The organism is Desulforamulus ruminis DSM 2154 (assembly GCF_000215085.1).
GTDB classification, from domain to species: Bacteria; Bacillota; Desulfotomaculia; order Desulfotomaculales; family Desulfotomaculaceae; genus Desulfotomaculum; species Desulfotomaculum ruminis.
The window spans coordinates 225,169-245,002 of sequence record NC_015589.1 but is presented as its reverse complement, the minus strand read 5'-3'; the positions used below and the strand labels follow the sequence as shown (position 1 = coordinate 245,002).

Genomic DNA, 19,834 nt, shown 5'->3' with positions numbered 1-19,834 from the left:
CGGATTTTTGGCTATTTTGTTATACATTTTTATGCCCTTCTCCCCTGGATAATATTTCCGGGGATTTTTTATTTCTTACGATATGTTGCCGGGGCAACCCTTATTTCCGGTTCAAAGTCATTCGATAAACCCATTTTTATTCAACAATTTATACAAGGGGGAATTTTGTGAGGGAAAAACCCGAGATTTTAGAGAAATGGAATGTTACGGAAGAACAGTGGAACGACTGGCGCTGGCAGATCAGCAATCGCATAACAGATGCCCAAAAATTATCCCGGTTTATTCGCCTCTCCAAGGAGCAAATGGAGGGAATCACAGTCTGTCTAAAAAAATTCAGGATGGCCATTACTCCTTACTATCTGAGTCTGATTAACCCTACGGAACGATACTGTCCTATTGCTTTGCAGTCTATTCCGAATCCCAAGGAACTGGTCTATACCAGAGGTGACATGAGGGACCCTTTGCACGAAGACGTGGATTCGCCTGTTCCCGGTTTAACACACCGCTATCCCGATAGAGTTTTGCTATTAGTTACGGACTGTTGTTCTATGTACTGCCGTCACTGCACCCGCCGGAGGATGGCCGGTCAGCATGATCAATCACTGCCCAAAGACCAATTGGACCGAGCCTTCAACTATATTCGCAATAAGCCCGCCATTCGGGATGTGGTTATTTCCGGCGGCGACCCTTTCACACTTACCGATAAGCAATTGGAGTACATTCTAAAGAAACTTCGCTCCATAGAAACTTCGCTCCATTAAACATGTGGAAATTATCCGTCTGGGCACCCGAACCCCGGTGGTGCTTCCCCAGCGAATCACCCCGGAACTGTGCTCAATGCTGGAAAAATATCATCCGGTTTGGGTTAACACTCACTTTAATCATCCGTCGGAAATTACTCCCGAGGCTACCGAGGCTGTGGCCCGTTTGGCCAAAGCCGGTATCCCCGTTAATAACCAGTCTGTTCTACTCCGGGGTATTAACGACCGTCCGGACATCATGAAGAGATTGGTGCAGAATTTACTAAAGATCCGCGTCCGGCCTTATTATCTCTACCAGTGTGACCTTTCGGAGGGGATTGGACACTTCCGGACCCCGGTCAGTGCCGGCATAGAAATTATTGAATCCCTGCGTGGCCATACCTCCGGTCTGTCCATTCCAACCTATGTAATTGATGCGCCGGGCGGCGGCGGAAAAATTCCCCTTGGCCCTAATTACCTGCTGTCCCAGGGTAAAGGAAAAATCGTTCTGAGAAATTTTGAGGGCAATATCTATCTGTATACCGAACCCGGCCAGGAGGAAGAGAAATATTCGTCCGCCAAGCTGGGAGTTGCCGGCTTAATGCAGAGTGGAGCGATCACCCTAAAGCCGGACGATGAAATAATTACCGTTGGAGGGAGCAGATAATCATGGAACCGGTCTCCAGACATAAAGACGAATTTTCCGTAGACGCCCTAGTGGATAAAGAAAACCTCCGAATCTGGATCCAGGACTATCGAGTCAAAGATCCTTTACTTTTTAGCCAATATCTAACCCGGTGGGCTAAAGAAGAAAGCTTGGAGAAAATTATTCTTCCTGCCCGGGAAGAAGACTTAAAAAGCTTTCAGGAAAATGGCTTTGTACTGGAAGGCGTTATTGAGGCTTACTATCCCGATTCGAAAGGCTATTTTCTATCGGCCTACCCCTGCATCCGTCGGGGAAAATCATTATTTCTTCAGGAAGAACAGGCCATGTTAAAAAAAATATTGTCCCAACCCAGGCTCACTAAAGGTTGTTTACCTGAAGAATTCCTTTTGCGCCGGGCCACAAAACAGGATATTAACCGGATGGCCGACCTGTTCCGTCAAGTGTTTGCCACTTACCCGACTCCGATATATACCCCCCGTTACCTGAATTGTGCCATGGAAAAAGGGGATCTCTATATGGTCGTTTATCATGGCCAGCAGCTTGTGGGTGCGGCTGCAGCAGAAATTGACCGGGATTACGGTCGAACCGAACTGACCAATTGCGCCACTCATCCGGATTACCGGGGCTTAGGCTTAAATACGCTTCTCCTGAAAGAACTTGAGCAGTGCTGTCTGAACCGGCATCCCCGTTGCCTTTACAGCCTGGCCCGGTCCTCCTCTTATGGGATGAATTTGATTCTCCATCGTCTGGGCTATCGGTTTCAAGGTACCTTGATTAATAATTGCCATATTGCCGGCAGGTTTGAAAATATGAATCTTTGGGTAAAGCCAGGTCTCAGGATCTGAGAGATAAAAACAGCTCAAACAGGCGACTGTCTATTTATACTTCGACGAATACCTAGGCAAACGCCGGTGAATCGCCCTGGCCAGCAGTCCCACAACCACCGCTTTCAGCAGATCCCACACAAAAAAAGGAATAAAGCCGATTTTCAGCACGGCCATAATAGAAGTTGCTTTCCCCAGATAAAAATTTAAGGTGCCGTAAATATAGGGCAGTCCGATCAGGTAAATCACTGCCATTCCCGCCAGGGAGGCTATAATATACCGGTATAGGCTGGCCGGCCCGCGGTTTTCCAAAAGCCGGCCCGCAATATAGGCCGCCGGTACCTGCGCCAGTAAGAATCCAAAGGTTGGCTTTAGCAGGTACATAACCCCCCCAAAGGGTTCAGTGGCAAAAACCGGCAGGCCTGCCAGCCCCAGCAGCAGATAAACCACCATACTCAAAGCCCCGGTTCTGGCCCCCAGCAGTACGCCCGCCAGTACCGCCACCAGGGGCTGCAGGCTAAAGGGCACTACGGCATAAACAAAGGGAATCCGGGTAACAACCGTAACCACCACCATGAATGCCGCCATTAACCCCGCCAAAACCATTTCTCTATGTGTAAATTTCAAAGCAATCTCTCCCTTTGTTAACTTTATTATGATTACAGGTTTACATTTACGGCATATTTTTAAAGCCCGTCCATTTAATGATGTCCGGGCCGCAGGGAAACTTCCCCCGAATGGAAGATTTTTCTGCTGCCATCCGCCAGCCTTAACACCAAGGCCCCATGAGCATCAATATCCTCCATCAACCCCTGCCAAACCTCGTGCAGCCCACTGACCTGTACCGGAGATTCCAGCCAAAGGGCGTTTTCCTTCCACAGGGTCCTTACCGGAGCAAAGCCCTGCTCTTGCCACAGGTCATACAAAAAATCCAACTGCTCCAAAATGGCCCCCAGCAATTTTGACCGGCTTATTTTTCTTCCAGTAAACGCCCTGAGAGAAATGGCTGAATGGATCAATTCTCCCAAATCTTCAGATCGCTGGTTGACATTGACCCCGATGCCAAGCACCAGATATTTTACCTGATCCGCTTCCGCCGCCATTTCGGCCAGAATGCCGCACACTTTTAAGCCTTGGAGGTAAACATCGTTGGGCCATTTAACCCCTGCGGGCACTCCCAGTTCTTGCTTCAGGGCATTGACCACGGCAACCGCTCCCAGCATGGTTAGCTGGGATACTTCCATGGGATTGACCTTGGGATAAAGGATAATAGAAAAAGACAGCCCTGCACCGGACGGGGCTCTCCATACCCGCCCCAACCGGCCTTTGCCGGAGGTTTGCTCTTCAGCCAACACCGTCGTCCCTTCCTTCGCCCCAAGGCGCGCCAGTTCCTTGGCTGCATCATTGGTTGAGGAAACCGATTTAAAGTAGCGGGCTTCCCGGCCAATGATTTTAGACTTCAAACCCGTCTGCCACTCGGAAGGGGCCAGAATATCCGGTGAGGAAATCAACCGGTAACCCGACCGGGGTTTTGCTTCAATCTCATAACCATCCCGCCTTAAGGCCTCGATATTCTTCCAGATGGCTGTCCGGGAAACGTTCAAGTGCCGGCAAATCAGCTCACCGGAAACAGGATCCGGCCGTTCAGACCGGAGTAAATGAAGGATTTTTTGTTTAGCATCCAGCATTTTATGTCACCCCTTGGCATTTTATACCATACCGCGCCCCTTTGTCAACTTTTAAGCCATACGAAGTTAACATTATCCTCTTTAAGAAGGGAGTACGGCAAAATTACTTTTTATTAGCGGGCGGATAACCCAGCCAACAACCGCTAATTAAAAGTACGGAGGTTTTACGGATTTGCGCGGGATTTTATTTAAAGAAGACTAGATCCATGTAAATCCGTGCAAATCCGTAAAATCCGTGTTCTATTCTTTTTATTTTTACTAAATAAGGGGCTGCGCATAGGAACCTTTCCGGTTCTTTTGCATCAGCCCCCTGTTTCTAGGAAACCCAAGGTCTGGTATAAAATTTTGAATTGGTAACCCGGAAACGAATCTCCGCAGCACGCCAGGGTTTCTCGCAAAAATGAGGGGCCTTGCCGCCATGGGCATGCACAGCGTTGGCCTTTTCATTAAGCCCCTTTCTCTTGGGTTTTAGCATTTTACCGGCAGTGCCGGAACTGTCTCTTCGAATGAAGGTACCGGCAGCCGCTTTTCTCTCTTTTTCTTCCTTCATGTTGAGAGCGGCTTTCATATTTGGGCACTGCTTATGCTTACCGCTGGCACAAAACTTGTGCCACCAACTATCCGATATGATTAAGGTATTTGAGCTAAAACCGTAGTTTAGCAAAGCATTGCAACCATTTGCGCCCTTGGCATGGGGACATGTAGCCATTGTCAACCCCTCCTGAGCAATCTTTTATTACCATCATAGAATAAAAGAAAAAAAAGGATATAGTCCAATGGCACGATTTTTAAGGGACTTTGGTCCTGGTAAGGATTGACTTCTCTCCTTCAGTAGTGTTATTGTTAACTGGTCTTTATAATTTGGTTGACAATATGGAGGTGCCTTATGTTTGATCAAATACAGAAACGCTTACTAAACCAGGCCGAGTTAAGTTTTGCAGAGGCCCTTTATTTATCCCGCTTAGAGGGCCGGAATTTTCACCGTTTACTGGCTTTATCCGGTCAGATCACCGGACAGCGGCACCAGGAAACCATCGACCTCTGTTCCATTATCAATGCCAAGTCAGGCGGGTGTTCTGAAGACTGCGCTTTTTGCGCCCAAGCTGCCCGCTACCAAACAGAGATTATCCATTACGAATTATTAAGCCCCGAGGTTATTCTCTCCACCGCCCGCCGGGTTGAAGCCATGGGGATCAACCGTTTCTCCCTGGTGACCAGCGGTAAGGCCTTGAGCGCCCGGGAATTTGACCGGATCATTGATATTTACCGGCTGTTAAAAAAACAAACCCGCTTAAAGCTGTGTGCTTCCCTGGGTTTGTTGGATTATTCCCGCTGCTGCCGTTTAAAAGAGGCCGGGGTGACCACCTACCACCACAATTTAGAAACCGCTAAAAGTTATTTTGCCCGGATTTGTACCAGCCATTCCTATGAAGAACGGGTGGCCACCATTCGTGCGGCTCAAAAGGCCGGACTCCGGGTCTGCAGTGGAGGCATTATCTCCGCCGGTGAAACCATGGAGCAAAGAATTGAATTGGCCTATGAGCTAAAAGACCTTCAGGTGGATTCTGTGCCCGTCAATATTCTTAACCCTATCCCCGGCACACCGCTGGAGAAACAGGAAATGATCTCCGTCCGGGAGATCATCATAACTCTCAGTCTCTTTCGTTTGATTCTGCCCAACGTAACCCTGCGCTTTGCCGGCGGCAGGAAGGAAGCGCTGGGAGAATTGCGCAGCCTTGGTTTTCTGGCGGGAATAAACGGTGCCATTGTGGGCGATTTTCTCACCACTCCGGGCGATCAAATCAGCCGGGACATTGCATTAATTAGAGACCTGGGATTAAAAATTGCTCCCCAGTCATAATAAGCCCCTAAAAGTACCATTAATTTTTATGGCACCCAGCTCCGTTGTCTTTGTGGATTTTAATCTCCCCGATATCCAGACTGATGTCCAGGGACTTAATGGAATGAGTCAGGGCCCCGATGGAAACCAGATCCACTCCGGCCTTGGCCGCCGCAACAATGGTTTCCTCATTAATTCCTCCGGAGGCCTCCACCAGGGCGCGGCCGTCCACCAGCTTGACCGCTTCCCGCATGGTGGCCTGATCCATGTTGTCCAGCATGATAATATCCACTCTGGCCTCCAGGGCCTCGCTCACCCCGGCCAGGTCTTCAACCTCCACCTCAATCTTAATGGTATGGGGCACGTTGTGTCTGGCCGCCAGCACTGCCTGAGTGATGCCGCCCGCCACCTTGATATGATTGTCCTTAATTAATACCGCGTCATAAAGTCCGTAGCGATGGTTAAACCCCCCACCCACCCGGACGGCATATTTCTCCAGCATACGTAATCCCGGCGTGGTTTTCCGGGTGTCCACCACCCGGACGGGATAAAGCTTTACTTTTTCCACCAGGGCCGCGGTACGGGTGGCAATACCACTCATGCGCTGGAGAAAATTTAAGGCCAGCCGTTCCCCTGTCAGAATGGCCCGGGCGTCTCCCTCCACCTCTGCCACCACCGTACCCGGTTCCACCCAGGTGCCGTCCTGGATCCGATGGTGAAAGTGAACCTCCGGGGACATCTGACGAAAAACTTCCTCCGCTACGGCCAGACCGGCCAGCACACCGGGTTCTTTTACATAAATCATGCCTTTGGCCCGGGAGCCGATGGGTACCGTGCTGTTGGTGGTAATATCCCCTGTGCCGATATCCTCGGCTAAGCCTATTTCAATGATCTTCTTTAGTTCAATCTTGTTTAGCTCCATGGAGTCCTCCATTTTAACGCTTCAACAGAAGATGTTTCTGCCAGCGTTCCGATGTCTCCGGGTAGTCCAGACGGAAATGACCTCCCCGGCTCTCTGTCCGCATCATGGCTGCCTCGGTGATTAATTCCCCCACTTCCAGCATGTTGCGGGTTTCCATCTGAGAAGTTTCTCTCACTTCGTGATTTCGCAAATGGGCCCAGCGATCAAAAAAAGCCAGGGCCTCTGCCAATCTCAGGGCCGTTCTCAGGGGGCCCACCTTTTCACCCATAATCAGTTGTAGTTTTTGGCGCAGTTCTTTAAAGTTGATCTCCGGGGTGGGCAACAACTGGTTACAGCTAAAATGAGGCTTCTCCCTAGAGCCGCTTTCCAATACATAGGCCGCCCGTTGCACAATGCGCCCTCCGGAAACCAGACCATCCAGTAAGGAGTTGCTGGCCAGCCGGTTGGCCCCGTGGACACCCAGGCAACTGGCCTCCCCACAGGCAAACAAGTGTTTAATACTGGTTTCTCCCCATAGGTCGGTTTTTACCCCGCCCATCATATAGTGGGCCGCAGGCGCTACAGGAATTAATTCCCGGGTGATGTCCAACCCATATTTAGCACAGGTCAGCGTAATGGTGGGAAAGCGTTCCTTTATTTTTTCAGGCTCCAGGTGGGTAACATCCAAAAACACGGAATCCGCCCCGGTTTTGGCCATCTCGGCTAAAATAGCCCGGGAAACGATATCTCTGGGCGCCAGTTCCGCCATGCCATGGTACTGAGGCATAAACCGTTCGCCCCGGGAGTTGCGCAGGATGGCCCCTTCGCCCCGAACCGCCTCGGAAATAAGAAACCGGGGAGCCCCGGGCAATACGAGAGAAGTGGGATGAAACTGGATGAATTCCATATCCATGACTTCCACTCCGGCCCGAAAAGCCAGGGCAATTCCATCGGCCGTAGCTACTTCCGGATTGGTGGTATAGTTGTACAACCGTCCGGACCCACCGGTGGCCAAAACCACCACCCGGCCTCTGAAGATGCGAAATTCTCCGGAGGTCTGATCCAGGGCCAGAACCCCGTAACAGGTGCCGTCCCTTACCAGCAAATCCACCACATATTGATTTTCTAAAACGTCCACATTGGGAATGCCCACTACATTTTGGCTTAGGGCCCGCAGAATTTCCGCCCCCGTGGCATCCCCCTGGGCATGCAGGATTCTGTCCTGGCTATGGCAGCCTTCCCGGGTAAAACACAGCCCGTCAACATTGCGGTCAAAACTGGCGCCCATGTCAATAAGCTCTCTGACTCTTTCAGGGCCCTCGGTGACAAGAATCCGCACCGCCGCCTCATCGCAGAGGCCGGCGCCGGCAATAAGGGTATCCTGCAGGTGCAGTTCCGGTGAATCATGCTGCCCCAGGGCGGCTGCAATGCCCCCCTGGGCGCGGTCGGTGTTGCTTTCGGCAACGCTCCGTTTGGTGAGCAGGGTTACCTGCGCCCCTGTATTGGCGGCTGCCCAGGCTGTGTATAACCCGGCAATCCCCCCGCCAATGATTAAATATTCTGCTTCCTCCTGGGGTAGTTCCCGGGAATTGAAATTCACCAGGTATTTGCTAACCAAGACAACCCCTCCTACATCCCCGCATCATCCATTGATCGGTCCGGTTCTTGCTATTTCACCGCCAGCATCCGCTCTAAGCAAGCCAGTGCCTTCTCTCTAATTTCCTGAGGCACGGTAATTTGTGGTTGCATGATTTCCAAAGCCCTTTTTACTTTATCCAGGGTGGTGGCCTTCATATTCGGGCAAACCAGTCTTTTGGTGGCCAGGTAAAATTCCTTGCCGGGACACTGCTTGTACAATTGATGTAAAATACCGGATTCGGTGCCCACAATGTATTCCTTGGCCTCATTTTCCCGGGCAAATTTAATCAGACCGGTGGTGCTGGACACGTAGTCCGCCAGAGCCACCACTTCAGGCCGGCATTCGGGGTGGATCAGCACCAGGGCCTCCGGATGCTCCTCCTTGGCCCGCAGCACTTCTTCCGGCGTAACCCAGTCGTGAGTATTGCACCACCCTTCCCAAAGAGTCATGGGACGGCCGGTTTTGGAGGCTACGTACATGCCTAGGTTTTTGTCCGGAATAAAAATAATTTCTTTGTCCTGCGGGATGGACTGCACAATCTTAACCGCATTGGCCGAGGTACAGCAAATATCGCACTCCGCCTTTACCTCCGCCGAGGTGTTGACATAAGCCACCACCACCGCTTCGGGAAGCTGTTGTTTTTTAATCCGCAGTTCTTCCGCCGTAACCATATCCGCCATGGGACACCCGGCGTTTTCCTCGGGCAGGAGAATGACCTTATCCGGGGATAGGATGGCTGCGCTTTCAGCCATAAAATGAACCCCACAGAAAACAATAACGTCCGCATCGGTGGCGGCAGCTTTGCGGGATAATTCCAGGGAATCTCCGATAATATCCGCTACCTCCTGAACCTCCGGCCGTTGGTATACGTGGGCTAATATAATAGCATTCCGTTCCTTTTTCAATTTTTGAATTTCTTCGGTAAGTTGTCTTATCTTGTCGGCAACCAACATTTCATCCACTCCTTGTTCGAACAAAAAGCGACAGCAAAATAACCAGAAAGTTTATGCACTTGTAGAAATTCTATCCAGTGAGGGGAAAATTGTCAATACAATCAGTCCCTAACCGCATACTCCGTGACATTCCTGATGAATCACCCGGGTTATTTGATTGTGCTCATCCACCATGACCACTTTGGGTCTTAAGGTGCGCGCTTCCTTCTCGTCCACCATGGTATAGGCAATGATAATCACCGTGTCTCCCGGCTGCACCTGCCGGGCCGCCGCACCGTTAAGGCAAATGGTTCCGGAACCCGGTTCCCCCTCAATCACATAGGTTTCCAACCGGGCCCCGTTATGGTTGTTTACCACTTGAACCTTCTCATGAGCCAGAATGCCGGCGGCCTCCATCAGTTCTTTATCAATGGTAATACTGCCCATATAATTTAAATTTGCCTCGGTTACCGTAGCTTTATGTATTTTCGATTTAAACATAAACAACAGCATTTCTATGCCTCCAGAACAACATTGTCAATGAGCCGGGTCTTGCCAAAGCGGACGGCCAGAGCCAGCAGAGCCCGGCCGGAAAGTTCCGCTAAGCCGCTTAAATGGGGCAGGGAGCGGATCTCCACATAATCAATGTCCGCCAGGGGTTCCGAGGTAATTTCTTTGATAATCCGCTCCTTTAAGCGGTTGGTATCCCGCTCCCCGGAGCGTACCAAATCCAGAGCCAGATTTAAACTGCGGTGCAGTACCAGGGCGGCGGATCGTTCTTCCGGCGAGAGATAAACATTGCGGGAACTGAGAGCCAAACCGTCTTCTTCCCGAACAATGGGCACATCAATGATCTGGACACTCATATTTAAATCTTCAACCATTCGTTTTATAACCAGCACCTGCTGGAAATCCTTTTGTCCAAAAAAAGCCATATCCGGACGTACGATGTTAAATAATTTGCTTACCACCGTGGCCACACCTCGGAAATGCCCCGGCCTTGAGGCCCCGCAAAGGCATTGGCTGACGCCGCTGACATCCACGTAGCTGCTGAATCCGGCGGGATACATCTCCGCCGCCTCCGGGGCAAAAACAGCATCAACCCCGGCACCGGCCAGCAGGCCGGCATCCCTTTGCAGGTCCCGGGGATAGGTTTGGTAATCCTCATGGGGTCCAAATTGAGTAGGATTAACAAAAATACTGACCACCAGAACCTCGCAGCGGCGTCTGGCCTCCTGCACCAGGGACAGATGTCCCTGGTGCAGGTAGCCCATGGTGGGCACCAAGCCCACGGTTTTTCCCTCCGCCCGTACGGCATTGATCAGTGAACGGATTTCTTCAATGGTTTTGCACAGTCTCATGAATACCTCACCTAATAAATCTTTTTCAATTCTTCTTCAGCCATATTAAAAACATGCTGAGGCTCGGGGAAAACCCTGCCTTTTACTTCATCCTTATAAGCGGCACAAGCCTGGATGATTTGTTCTTTTAAATTGGCATATTGTTTAACAAATTTGGGTGTAAAATCGGAAAACATACCCAGTAAATCATTAATGACCAAGACCTGTCCGTCGCAGCGGCCGCCCGCTCCAATCCCAATGGTGGGAATGGATAGCGCTTCGGTAAGGACCCCGGCCAATTGCTGGGGAATGCACTCCAGGACAATGGCAAAAGCCCCGGCCTGTTCCAGTGCTTTGGCATCCTCCAGGAGCTTCCGAGCTGCTTCCCCGTCTTTTCCCTGAACCTTAAATCCGCCCAGTTGGTGGACCGATTGAGGGGTCAAACCCAGATGTCCCATTACCGGAATGCCTGCGGCGGTAATGGCCCGAACGGTCTCCGCCACCTCCCGGCCTCCTTCCAGCTTAACGGCCTGGGCTAATCCCTCCTGCATTAAACGGCCCGCATTGCGTACACTTTCCTCTTTAGAAATGTGATAGGATAAAAAAGGCAGATCCCCAATGACCATAGCCCTTTTAGCTCCCCGGGTCACCGCCCTTAGGTGATGGATAATATCCTCCATGGTTACCGGCACGGTGGAATCGTAACCCAGGACGACGTTACCGAGGGAGTCCCCCACCAGAATGGCGTCGATACCGGAAGCATCGACCAACGTGGCTGTTGGATAATCGTAAGCGGTCAACATGGCTATGGGCTGGCCTTCCTGTTTCATACGCCGGAAGTCGGCAGTGGTTACCCTTTTGGTCATTTTGTTCTACCTCCAGAAAAATATTACTGAGAGTCGTTCCCTCGTTGGGTGTAATGCTGCCGTTTTCAACAGCCACCCCCACGGTATAAAGACCCAGGTGGCTATAAGCCTGGTGGGCCCGCCAATTCATCTTTTTAAGTGCCTTCATATGATTTTTCAGGGTATTGCCGTCTCCCCTAGCCACCGGACCGGTAAGGGCAGCCCCAGGCCCGGTCCGGGCAATATTGTTTAGTGTACCCTGAATCAGGGGAAACAAAGCATCCAGCGCCTGCCTTTCATCCAGCCCCAGCTTTTGATAAATACTGGTACTTAAATGAATCAGTGAAACCAAATAATTGGAAGCCACCACGGCAGCCGCGTGGTAAAGGGGTTTATCTTCCGCTTTGATGACAAAGTACTGACCCTGCAGTTCCCGAACCAGTTCCATGGCCAGCTTTACAGCAGGTTCATCCCCCTCCAGGGCAAAACAAGACCCCGGTAAATTCTCTTTAGCGCTTTCAATGCTGGCAAAGGACTGCAGAGGGTGGATGGAAACCGCCCAGGCCCCCTGCCTGCGTACCGGTTCCAAAATGCTGCTGTCCAAGGCGCCGCTGGTGTGTACAACCATCTGACCGGGTCTGCACCCTCCCCGGCGGGCAATCTTTTCCGCTGTGGGGTTAATTTCACGATCGGTGGTGGTAATAAATACCCAGTCAGCCGCCCTAGCCGCGTCACCGGGGCATTGAAAAACCACTGTTTGCAGTTGTCCGGCCAACTTCCGGGCCGATGCCTGGGAACGGCTGAAAACTCCTGCGGGTTTAAAACCCCGCTCCTTTAACAGCAGCGCCAGGGCACTGCCTACTTTTCCCGCCCCAATAATGGCAAAGGAAGGCCTGAGATTCATGTTGATCCTCCCGATGGTATTCATCATTTTGACTTCTTGCCTTTAAAAAATACAAAAAACCTCCCGAGGGGTCGAAAGGTTTAAAACACCAATACACCTCCCGTCTCGGTCCATCCGGCTCCAAGCGGAATCCTTAAAAATTAAATTTTGATGCGACCTTTGGTGCAGTTCCCCGGAGGGATACTACCCGAAACCATAATAACACTCTTTGGGTCGTCTAACAACTATATCCGCATATAGTTTGAATTTTCATAAATTCCGTTGAAAGACAGAAAATATTTCCGTGATATAATAAAAGGATGAAAGTAACCGGACCCTGCCCCACACCGGTAACAAGGTCCACTTTACCATGCTTAATAAACAAAGAAAGGTGCCATTATGCGAAATATTCCTTTAACCCACCGTTTAGCTGTACCTGCTGTTTTTGTTCTAGTGACCCTTTATATGGCCGTGGCCAATTATCCGACCCTGCCGGAAAAAATCCCCACTCATTTTAATGGTTCCGGATTTCCGGACGCCTGGGGTAACTTGTCCTTTTCTAATTTTTTTAGTTTACCCTTTTTGCAGGTGGTTCTCTACGTTGTTCTGGCGGGCCTTACCTGGGTTTTTACCAAACGCGGTGATATCCGGAATATCATTAATCTACCGGGTAAAGACAAACTGACCGGAGAGCAATTGGAAAAAATCAGAAGAGTCATTATCAACGGAATGTCCCTGTTAAACCTGTTTACCTGCGCCATGTTATTTTACATCCAACTGGGCACCATTAAAATTGTTCGGTCCCAGTGGGCCGGACTGGGTCCGGCGTCCTGGCTTTTTGCGGTTTTAATTGTAGGCACCTGTGCCTGGATGCTGTATAGGATTTTTACTCTGCGCAAACAATCTTAGGGTGCTGTTTTATCTTGTTGACAGCTTAAGCATACGGTGGTGGTGTTATGTGGAACCTTCTTAGGGAAATTGCTGGTCAGGCGGCCGCCATGGAGGAAGAAATCTATCTGGTTGGCGGTGCCCTGAGGGACCTGCTGCTGGGACAAAATCCCGAAGATTTTGATCTGTCCCTGGCCGGCGGCAGCCGCTGCCTGGCCGAAAAAATTGCGCAGCAATACCGGGCCACCTTGATTCCCCTGGACCAAGGGCGGGAAACCTTAAGGGTGGTGCTCAGTCCGGAAATTCACCTGGATTTCTGCCTGTTTAAAGGCCAAAATATTCTTGAAGATTTGCAGCACCGGGACTTTACGATCAATGCCCTGGCCCTTAATCTCTCAGCCTTGCCGTTAGACAACACCGGAGCCTGGCCGCCGGCCAACTGGCAGTCACTCATCCTCGATCCTACCGGCGGCCGGGAGGATCTAAACCGGGGATTGCTGCGGGTTACCCATGCTGAGGCCATGACCGACGACCCCCTGCGGGTTCTCCGGGGCATCCGGCTGGCTGCCCTTTTTAATCTGGCTATTTCTCCGGAGACAATCCGCTTGATGAAACGGGGAACCCCGCTGCTTGGCTCTGTGGCCGGAGAGCGGATTTGGCAGGAGCTTTCCAGGATACTGGCCTTGCCCCGCGTCTATCCCCTGGTGGAGTTTATGGACCGGGAGCTGGAGCTATGGCATCATCTGATTCCCTGCCGAGTTCCCATGGAGGAAACCCGGCAAAACCGCTATCACACGGAAAATGTTTGGCGGCACTGCCTGCGAACCCTGGAATGCCTGGAACAGGTTCTGCAGGAACTGCCCCTTTGGCTTGAGGAGGGGCAGGAAATCGTTCATTTCCTGCAAAAACCTCTGGCCGGAGAACGGAATCGTTTGCAGGTACTCAAACTGGCCGCCTTGATTCATGATATCGGCAAACCGGACACCGCCTGTCTGCACAAGGATGGAGGAATTTCTTTTCATGGCCACCCGGAGGCGGGATTACCCTACGCCGCAGATCTGGCGGGCCGCTTGAAATGGTCCAATGCCGAAAAGCAATATCTCCTGAGTTTGATTTTATATCACATGAGGCCCCTCCAGCTTTATGCCCAGCAAAACGTTTCAAATCTGGCCCTTTACCGGCTGGGGCAAACGCTGGGGGAAAATGGGCCGGATGTTTTTATCTTATCTCTGGCGGACGTAACCGCAACCCATACCGCCGGGGAACGCTTGGGGGAACTGGCAACTTATCGGAACTTTATCCTAGGGCTCATAGGGCGTTATAACCGAGAGAAAAATCTCTACAACGGTAAACTTCTCTCCGGAAAAGACTTGCTCGGCCTGGGAATTCCGGAGGGCCCTCTGGTGGGAAAGCTATTGGCGCAATTGGCCGAGGAACAGGTTAAAGGCACCGTAAAGGATGTAAGTTCGGCCAAGCAGTGGGTACTCGATACTTTTCGGACAGGAGCGGGGGAAAAACAAGATAACTGATTTTAGCATTTATATAACGGTCCCTAAAAAAGTATTAGCCCCTACCTGCCTTGCAGATAAGGGCTAACGCTTCTCTTGGGATTTTTGTTCCATACTTCCACTCCCATCATTTTGAATTTTCTTCATTAGCGGGCTACGTATACATAGCGGAATGCATAGTCTGCATATTCTAAAAAGCTTTTTACCATTTTTCTCATTTTTCTTCCCCCTTTTGTTTGTGTTTTTTGTTTTGTGTTATCTTCTATCTAAAGCTTACTCCTGTTGGAGCGAAAAGTAAATGACTTTGTTCTTAACTTTTTATTGCATTATCTTGTGATTGCTCCATTTTTCTCAAGAACTTGTTTTGCGCTTCTTGCCTCCGGTTAACATAAAAAAACACCCGGTCCCCAGTTATAGCAGGGTCTACCAGGTGTTATCCTTTAAGTTCATCTGTCTTCATGCTTGCCTTTAAATTTGCTGCAAAACAAAAGTTTGTTAAAAAAAACATTTATAAATCTTATTTTTAAAGCAGTATTACGACTGTTTTAATGGAAAAGAGGACTGTTGTTTTTTGATTTTCTGATCCAGTCCGGCCTGAGCCGCCCAATCTTTCGCTTTTTGCTGGCCCAAAAACCGCTCCGGACAAAGTTCTGCCAGAGGAACCAGCACAAAAGCCCTTTCCGTCATCCGAGGATGGGGAACTTGCAAATCCGGATGATTCACTTCTTCCTGTCCGTAAAGCAGCAAATCCAGGTCGATGGTTCGGGGTCCCCACCTTTCCTGGCGGATTCTCCCCAACTGCTTTTCAATGGTCAACAGCACTTCCAGAAGTTCCAGAGGGGGCAGGTCGGTGTCCAATTCCGCCACCGTATTCAAATACCAGTTCTGTTGCGTATTGCCCCAGGGTTCCGATTCATAGAGGGAGGCGACCCGTAAAAAGCGAATGCTCGGAGTTCGGGATAATCGTTCCAGAGCGGTTTGGATATACCTTTGTTTGTCACCCAGGTTGCTGCCCAGGCCAATATATACCCGTGCCATATTTTTTATTTCCTCTCCCGTTGGATTTCCACCGCCATATACCGGAAATCCCCGTTGATGGGGGCTCCGGGTTTTTTGAGCAAAACCTTAACCTCGGCAACCTGCTCATACTGATCCAAAACCTGCCGGCCAATGTCCTCGGCAACCGCCTCCAGAAGCTTGCGGGATCTCCCGGTCACCACCTGCCTCACCGCCTCAAACACATCGGCATAACTTACGGTCAGTGCCGGATCGTCCGCTTCCCCGGCAGGCTTCAGGTTTAGGTATAATTCAAGATCCACTTCAAAGCGCTGGCCCAATTGCTGCTCCTCTTCCAGCACGCCGTGGTACCCGTAAAACTTCATACCGGACAAAATAATTTTATCCCTCATGGGGGTTCCCCCTTAAAATGGCATCGCTCATCCTGGCCACCCTGACGGTTTCTTTTACATCGTGCACCCGGACAATGTTGGCTCCGCAGGCAATCCCCAGGGCCGCCGTAGCAACCGTTCCTTCCACCCGCTCATCCACAGGCAGATGCAGGGTTTTGGCAATCACAGATTTTCGGGATGTCCCCAGGAGAACAGGACAGCCCAGAACAGCCAGTTCCCGCAGTCTTCTTAAAACCTCAAGATTTTGCTGATAGCTTTTGTTAAAGCCAATCCCCGGATCAAGGATGAGGTTTTTCCTGGGTATTCCCGCTTCCTCAGCCCTTTCAATACCTTGTCCAAGAACCTTCATGGTCTCTATCATCACATCTCCGGTTATGGCCTGACGGCCATTGTACATGAGTACCAGGGGGGCCCGGTAGTGGGACACTACGCCGGCCAAATCCGGATCTCCGGTTAAGGCCCACTGGTCATTAATCATATGGGCCCCCCGCTCCAAGGCTTCCTTAGCCGTTGGGGCACGCCAGGTATCGATACTGATGGGAACGGCGATTTCCTGTACCAACTTCTCCAGCACCGGCAGCACCCTGCGCAGCTCTTCCTCAAGGGGCACTTCCTGGTGTCCGGGCCGGGTGGAGATACCCCCCAGGTCAATCAGATCCGCCCCGTCTTCCACCATCTTGTGAGCTTGTTCCAAAGCCGCTGCAGGGTCCAGATAGCGCCCCCCGTCCGAAAAGGAGTCGGGAGTGGCATTTAAAATTCCCATCACCAGCGTCCGGCCGCCCACTTCCAGCTCTTTGCCCCGGCAGTCCAAAATATACTTCTCTTGGACTTCCAGGTTATGGAGTACTTCCGTCAATCGATCCGCCAGTTTGGCCAATCCGAAAGGCTGCATGCTCAGCTTGCCAATAAAGGACCGGTATTGTTTTACGGTACCCATCAACAGCACATCGGTGGTCTCCACCGAAGAACTGACCACGCCCCGGGAAACCGCCGCATCCCCGCCTTTAGCCAGCATCTCCTGCTTTACAATGTTGGCCTGTTTTAAGTTTAGGCCCGTAAGCTTGATTACCCTATGCACTGCCTTGGGTGCCATTAACTGCGTCCCCAGCCGGTCGCTGCCCACCGCGTCGATCTCCATCCTGGCCTGCTCCAGGTTGTCTATGTATTTCACTGTTATTTCCATCTTTATTTCTATCTCCTCTTACTTTGACTACGGTCCTAACGTTTTTAGTATACCATTTTTGGACAAGATTCCATGAATAAATTGTTCTTTTGTATGCGGCGACAAAGGTTTACTGGCAATATCTACAATGCTTATTTAGGTCAAAGGGTGGCAATCTATAAAGGATCGAAGAAAGGCACTCAGGTGAAAGCGATGCATATTTTACCCGGCAGGATAAGAATACGATTTCCTGTACTTAAAAAGAATCCATGGCTGGCGGAGGATTTAAACGCTTATTTAAGCTCTTTGCCGGGAGTCGCCTCGGTACAGATTAGCTCCCTGACGGGCAGTTGCCTGATTTATTTTACCGGGAAGACCTCCGCCCAAGAACTGGAAAAAGCGATCCAAAAATACCTTGAAGAGTATTCGGTCATTCCCCGCAATAAACCTAAAGGCCAAAAAGGAAAACCCCAGCCCCCGGTACATGCGGGCCTAAAACAGGTTTTGGCCGGTGGGGCCATATTGACGCTCTTTTGGGGTCTGCCCCCCACGGGAACGACCATGCCCCGCAGCCTTTCCCTGCCAGTTTCTTCTGCGGCGGTGATTACAACCGGTTACCCGGTTTTCAAAAGCGCCCTGGGCTATTTTGGTCAGCACAAAAAGCCCAATTATGAGTTTGTACTGGGGCTGGTCAGTCTGGTAAGCACCTTGACCGGACGGGGTTACCTGGGCCTTTTGACCATGTGGCTGGCAACCCTGGGAAGTTATTTGCAAAAACAGATCTTACGGACGGCAAGTTATTCCTTCAGCAATATCCTAATGAATAAAGGCACCCGGATTGCCCTTTGGGAAGAAGGCCGGATCCGTCCGGTATTGCCTGGAGACATTCTCCCGGGGGATGTTACCCTGTTTAAAGCCGGGGATTGTATCCAGGTGGAGGGCGAAGTCCTCTCCGGCAGGGCTAAAGGTCTTCCCAATGAAGAATTCCATGCCGGCCAGCAGTTGGAAGCAGGGGCCCACTTAACGGAAGGTCAACTGCTGGTGAAGGTTCACCGGGTGGTGGAGGATACCTCTTTGGCCCGGCTGGCGGATATACTGGACGATGCCGTAGAAAAACCGGAAACAGGAAATCATCTGGCCATTTCTTATGCCGAAAGGCTGCTTCCGGTCACCCTGTTTACCACCCTGCTGGTTTTCCTGCTAACCCGTAATTTCCAGCGCACCGCCTCGGTTCTGTTGGCCGGTGCTCCCGGCCCGGCGGGTCTTGCTGCGCCTACGGCTTTATCCGCTGCCACAGGAATGGCCGCCGGTATGGGCATTGCCGTAAAGGATCCCATGGCCCTGGAAGCCTTGAGTCATGTGGATCTGGTGATCTTCGACGAACAGCTTTCCCTGGAAGCGGGGAAACTCCCCTTACTGATAAAGGCCCTGGAAGAAGAAGGGTATAAAGTGGAGGATTTTGATCCCCGTCATATCCATGAAGACGCCTCTTTTAACCGGACCACGAAAAAAGAGCTTTTCGCTTTAAGCACTGTGGAAAAATTACATCAAAGGGGCCTGCGAGTAGCCTGGATCAGCGGTCCTGAAAAACCCGTTTTTATAAAAAATGCCGATGTAAATATCCTGTTTTTAACAGGCAGGGAGAAACAACTTTCCCGGGCCCAAATTATTTGTTATAAAAATGACCCCAGGCAGGTATACAGAGTCATTGATCTCAGCAGACAGACACTGCATACCATTCAACAAAACGTCTTTATGGTACAAGGGATTAATCTGCTGGGCCAAACCCTCGGTGCCTTGGGCATCATCGGATCGGTGCCGGCCTTGGGAATGAACCTGTTATCCACGCTCATGGTGGTTCTTCATTCCGGTCACTCCTTATTGGGAATGCCTTATTATAAGCCCCCTGCCCGCTCAAAGGGTACCATTCAAGGTCTGATGGTGGATAAAGGAAAGTGTTTTGCCGGTGGAAAAGAAAGGATGGCTAAGGAATAGTATTTTAGAAAGGATTAAGTAGCGTTCCAGGCACTGCCCTGATGTTTTTGCCAGGGGATTACCCCGCACTGGGCCATCTTCCCAGGGCGGTGGCCTGGTGTTCTTTTAATATTTTTTCCGCTTGCAGGACCTCATCTTCATTTTGGCAGCCTACGGCCACAATGATTTCTCCGCCGGGGCCCTCTTGGCCAAGCTCATGTTTTTTCTTAACCAGTTTGTCCAGTAGATAGCCAACTCCTGCCCCGGACGCCATTCCTATAAGCCCCAGGGCCACGGGACCGATGGCAACCACCGAACCATAAATCACTCCGAACACCATACCGATGGAAGCAGCCATGGCCATGCCGTCCATCAAACTCATGCCGTCCGCTCTGTACATGGTATCCAGAATGGTTTGTTTCCCGGGAGCGGTGGGATCTAAAATTACCACCTTCAGCTTATCGGCGGTAAAACCTTTTTCTTTTAAATTGTTAAGTCCCAGCTCCAGGGCCAAGGAAGGCCGGAACAGCCCGCATACGTATACCATATCATCACCCATTTCCCTTAGGATAAACAAAAACTTCCCGGGTTATT

The 19,834-nt window shown here is 50.8% G+C and carries 19 protein-coding genes and 1 pseudogene; 6 read left to right on the top strand and 14 right to left on the bottom strand.

Annotated features, from left to right (window positions below):
• Window positions 1–167 precede the first annotated feature (167 nt).
• Window positions 168–1,407, top strand: a pseudogene (gene kamA, locus DESRU_RS01270) (lysine 2,3-aminomutase).
• A gap of 2 nt (window positions 1,408–1,409) precedes the next feature.
• Complete coding sequence (ablB, locus tag DESRU_RS01265) at window positions 1,410–2,252, top strand: putative beta-lysine N-acetyltransferase (RefSeq protein WP_013840323.1); 843 nt, start codon at window positions 1,410–1,412, stop codon at window positions 2,250–2,252.
• A 30-nt stretch (window positions 2,253–2,282) separates the two neighbouring features.
• Here the strand turns inward: ablB and DESRU_RS01260 are convergent, their stop codons facing one another.
• From DESRU_RS01260 to DESRU_RS01250, 3 genes are all read right to left on the bottom strand, one after another.
• Window positions 2,283–2,858, bottom strand: a complete 576-nt coding sequence (locus DESRU_RS01260; protein WP_013840322.1) for a biotin transporter BioY — start codon at window positions 2,856–2,858, stop codon at window positions 2,283–2,285.
• A 74-nt stretch (window positions 2,859–2,932) separates the two neighbouring features.
• Entirely contained in the window at window positions 2,933–3,919 is a 987-nt protein-coding gene (locus DESRU_RS01255; protein WP_013840321.1) for a biotin--[acetyl-CoA-carboxylase] ligase, read from the bottom strand.
• A gap of 316 nt (window positions 3,920–4,235) precedes the next feature.
• Window positions 4,236–4,628 carry a hypothetical protein gene (locus DESRU_RS01250; protein ID WP_013840320.1) on the bottom strand — a complete coding sequence of 131 codons (393 nt, stop codon included), beginning with the start codon at window positions 4,626–4,628 and terminating at the stop codon, window positions 4,236–4,238.
• A 177-nt stretch (window positions 4,629–4,805) separates the two neighbouring features.
• Here DESRU_RS01250 and bioB point away from each other — a divergent pair, with 177 nt between their 5' ends.
• Entirely contained in the window at window positions 4,806–5,780 is a 975-nt protein-coding gene (gene bioB, locus DESRU_RS01245) for a biotin synthase BioB (RefSeq protein ID WP_013840319.1), read from the top strand.
• A 19-nt stretch (window positions 5,781–5,799) separates the two neighbouring features.
• Here bioB and nadC read toward each other — a convergent pair whose 3' ends face one another.
• The 7 genes from nadC to DESRU_RS01210 all read right to left on the bottom strand — a co-directional run bounded on the left by nadC (window position 5,800) and on the right by DESRU_RS01210 (window position 12,320).
• Complete coding sequence (gene nadC / locus DESRU_RS01240) at window positions 5,800–6,681, bottom strand: carboxylating nicotinate-nucleotide diphosphorylase (protein ID WP_013840318.1); 882 nt, start codon at window positions 6,679–6,681, stop codon at window positions 5,800–5,802.
• Between the two features lie 13 nt (window positions 6,682–6,694).
• Window positions 6,695–8,278, bottom strand: coding sequence for an L-aspartate oxidase (nadB, locus tag DESRU_RS01235; RefSeq protein ID WP_013840317.1), 1,584 nt, complete (start codon window positions 8,276–8,278; stop codon window positions 6,695–6,697).
• Between the two features lie 50 nt (window positions 8,279–8,328).
• Window positions 8,329–9,252 carry a quinolinate synthase NadA gene (gene nadA / locus DESRU_RS01230; protein WP_013840316.1) on the bottom strand — a complete coding sequence of 308 codons (924 nt, stop codon included), beginning with the start codon at window positions 9,250–9,252 and terminating at the stop codon, window positions 8,329–8,331.
• Window positions 9,253–9,360: 108 nt separating this feature from the next.
• The gene (gene panD, locus DESRU_RS01225; protein ID WP_013840315.1) at window positions 9,361–9,744 is read right to left on the bottom strand and encodes an aspartate 1-decarboxylase; all 384 of its coding nucleotides are present in this window, start codon (window positions 9,742–9,744) and stop codon (window positions 9,361–9,363) included.
• A gap of 2 nt (window positions 9,745–9,746) precedes the next feature.
• Window positions 9,747–10,592 (bottom strand): pantoate--beta-alanine ligase, encoded by an 846-nt coding sequence (panC, locus tag DESRU_RS01220; RefSeq protein WP_013840314.1) that lies wholly within the window; start codon window positions 10,590–10,592, stop codon window positions 9,747–9,749.
• Window positions 10,593–10,603: 11 nt separating this feature from the next.
• The gene (gene panB / locus DESRU_RS01215) at window positions 10,604–11,401 is read right to left on the bottom strand and encodes a 3-methyl-2-oxobutanoate hydroxymethyltransferase (protein WP_238446340.1); all 798 of its coding nucleotides are present in this window, start codon (window positions 11,399–11,401) and stop codon (window positions 10,604–10,606) included.
• A complete protein-coding gene (locus tag DESRU_RS01210; RefSeq protein ID WP_013840312.1) occupies window positions 11,289–12,320 on the bottom strand; it encodes a Rossmann-like and DUF2520 domain-containing protein in 1,032 nt (343 codons plus the stop codon). Before DESRU_RS01210 ends, panB begins: the two co-directional genes overlap by 113 nt.
• 378 nt (window positions 12,321–12,698) lie before the next feature.
• On the opposite strand from DESRU_RS01210, the gene DESRU_RS01205 reads away from it, so the two are divergent.
• Entirely contained in the window at window positions 12,699–13,208 is a 510-nt protein-coding gene (locus DESRU_RS01205; protein WP_013840311.1) for a DUF1648 domain-containing protein, read from the top strand.
• A gap of 47 nt (window positions 13,209–13,255) precedes the next feature.
• Complete coding sequence (locus DESRU_RS01200) at window positions 13,256–14,716, top strand: CCA tRNA nucleotidyltransferase (RefSeq protein WP_013840310.1); 1,461 nt, start codon at window positions 13,256–13,258, stop codon at window positions 14,714–14,716.
• A gap of 513 nt (window positions 14,717–15,229) precedes the next feature.
• Here the strand turns inward: DESRU_RS01200 and folK are convergent.
• The 3 genes from folK to folP are packed head-to-tail and all read right to left on the bottom strand — an operon-like array spanning window position 15,230 to window position 17,287.
• Window positions 15,230–15,733: a 2-amino-4-hydroxy-6-hydroxymethyldihydropteridine diphosphokinase gene (gene folK, locus DESRU_RS01195; RefSeq protein WP_013840309.1), complete on the bottom strand. Its 504-nt coding sequence runs from the start codon at window positions 15,731–15,733 to the stop codon at window positions 15,230–15,232.
• Between the two features lie 5 nt (window positions 15,734–15,738).
• The gene (folB, locus tag DESRU_RS01190; RefSeq protein WP_013840308.1) at window positions 15,739–16,104 is read right to left on the bottom strand and encodes a dihydroneopterin aldolase; all 366 of its coding nucleotides are present in this window, start codon (window positions 16,102–16,104) and stop codon (window positions 15,739–15,741) included.
• Window positions 16,094–17,287: a dihydropteroate synthase gene (gene folP, locus DESRU_RS01185; RefSeq protein WP_013840307.1), complete on the bottom strand. Its 1,194-nt coding sequence runs from the start codon at window positions 17,285–17,287 to the stop codon at window positions 16,094–16,096. Before folP ends, folB begins: the two co-directional genes overlap by 11 nt.
• A 147-nt stretch (window positions 17,288–17,434) precedes the next feature.
• Between folP and DESRU_RS01180 the strand changes: the two genes are divergently transcribed.
• On the top strand, window positions 17,435–19,261 hold the full coding sequence (locus DESRU_RS01180; RefSeq protein WP_238446338.1) for an HMA2 domain-containing protein: 1,827 nt from the start codon (window positions 17,435–17,437) through the stop codon (window positions 19,259–19,261).
• Window positions 19,262–19,319: 58 nt separating this feature from the next.
• Here the strand turns inward: DESRU_RS01180 and DESRU_RS01175 are convergent, their stop codons facing one another.
• A complete protein-coding gene (locus DESRU_RS01175) occupies window positions 19,320–19,799 on the bottom strand; it encodes a hypothetical protein (RefSeq protein ID WP_238446337.1) in 480 nt (159 codons plus the stop codon).
• Window positions 19,800–19,834 lie beyond the last annotated feature (35 nt).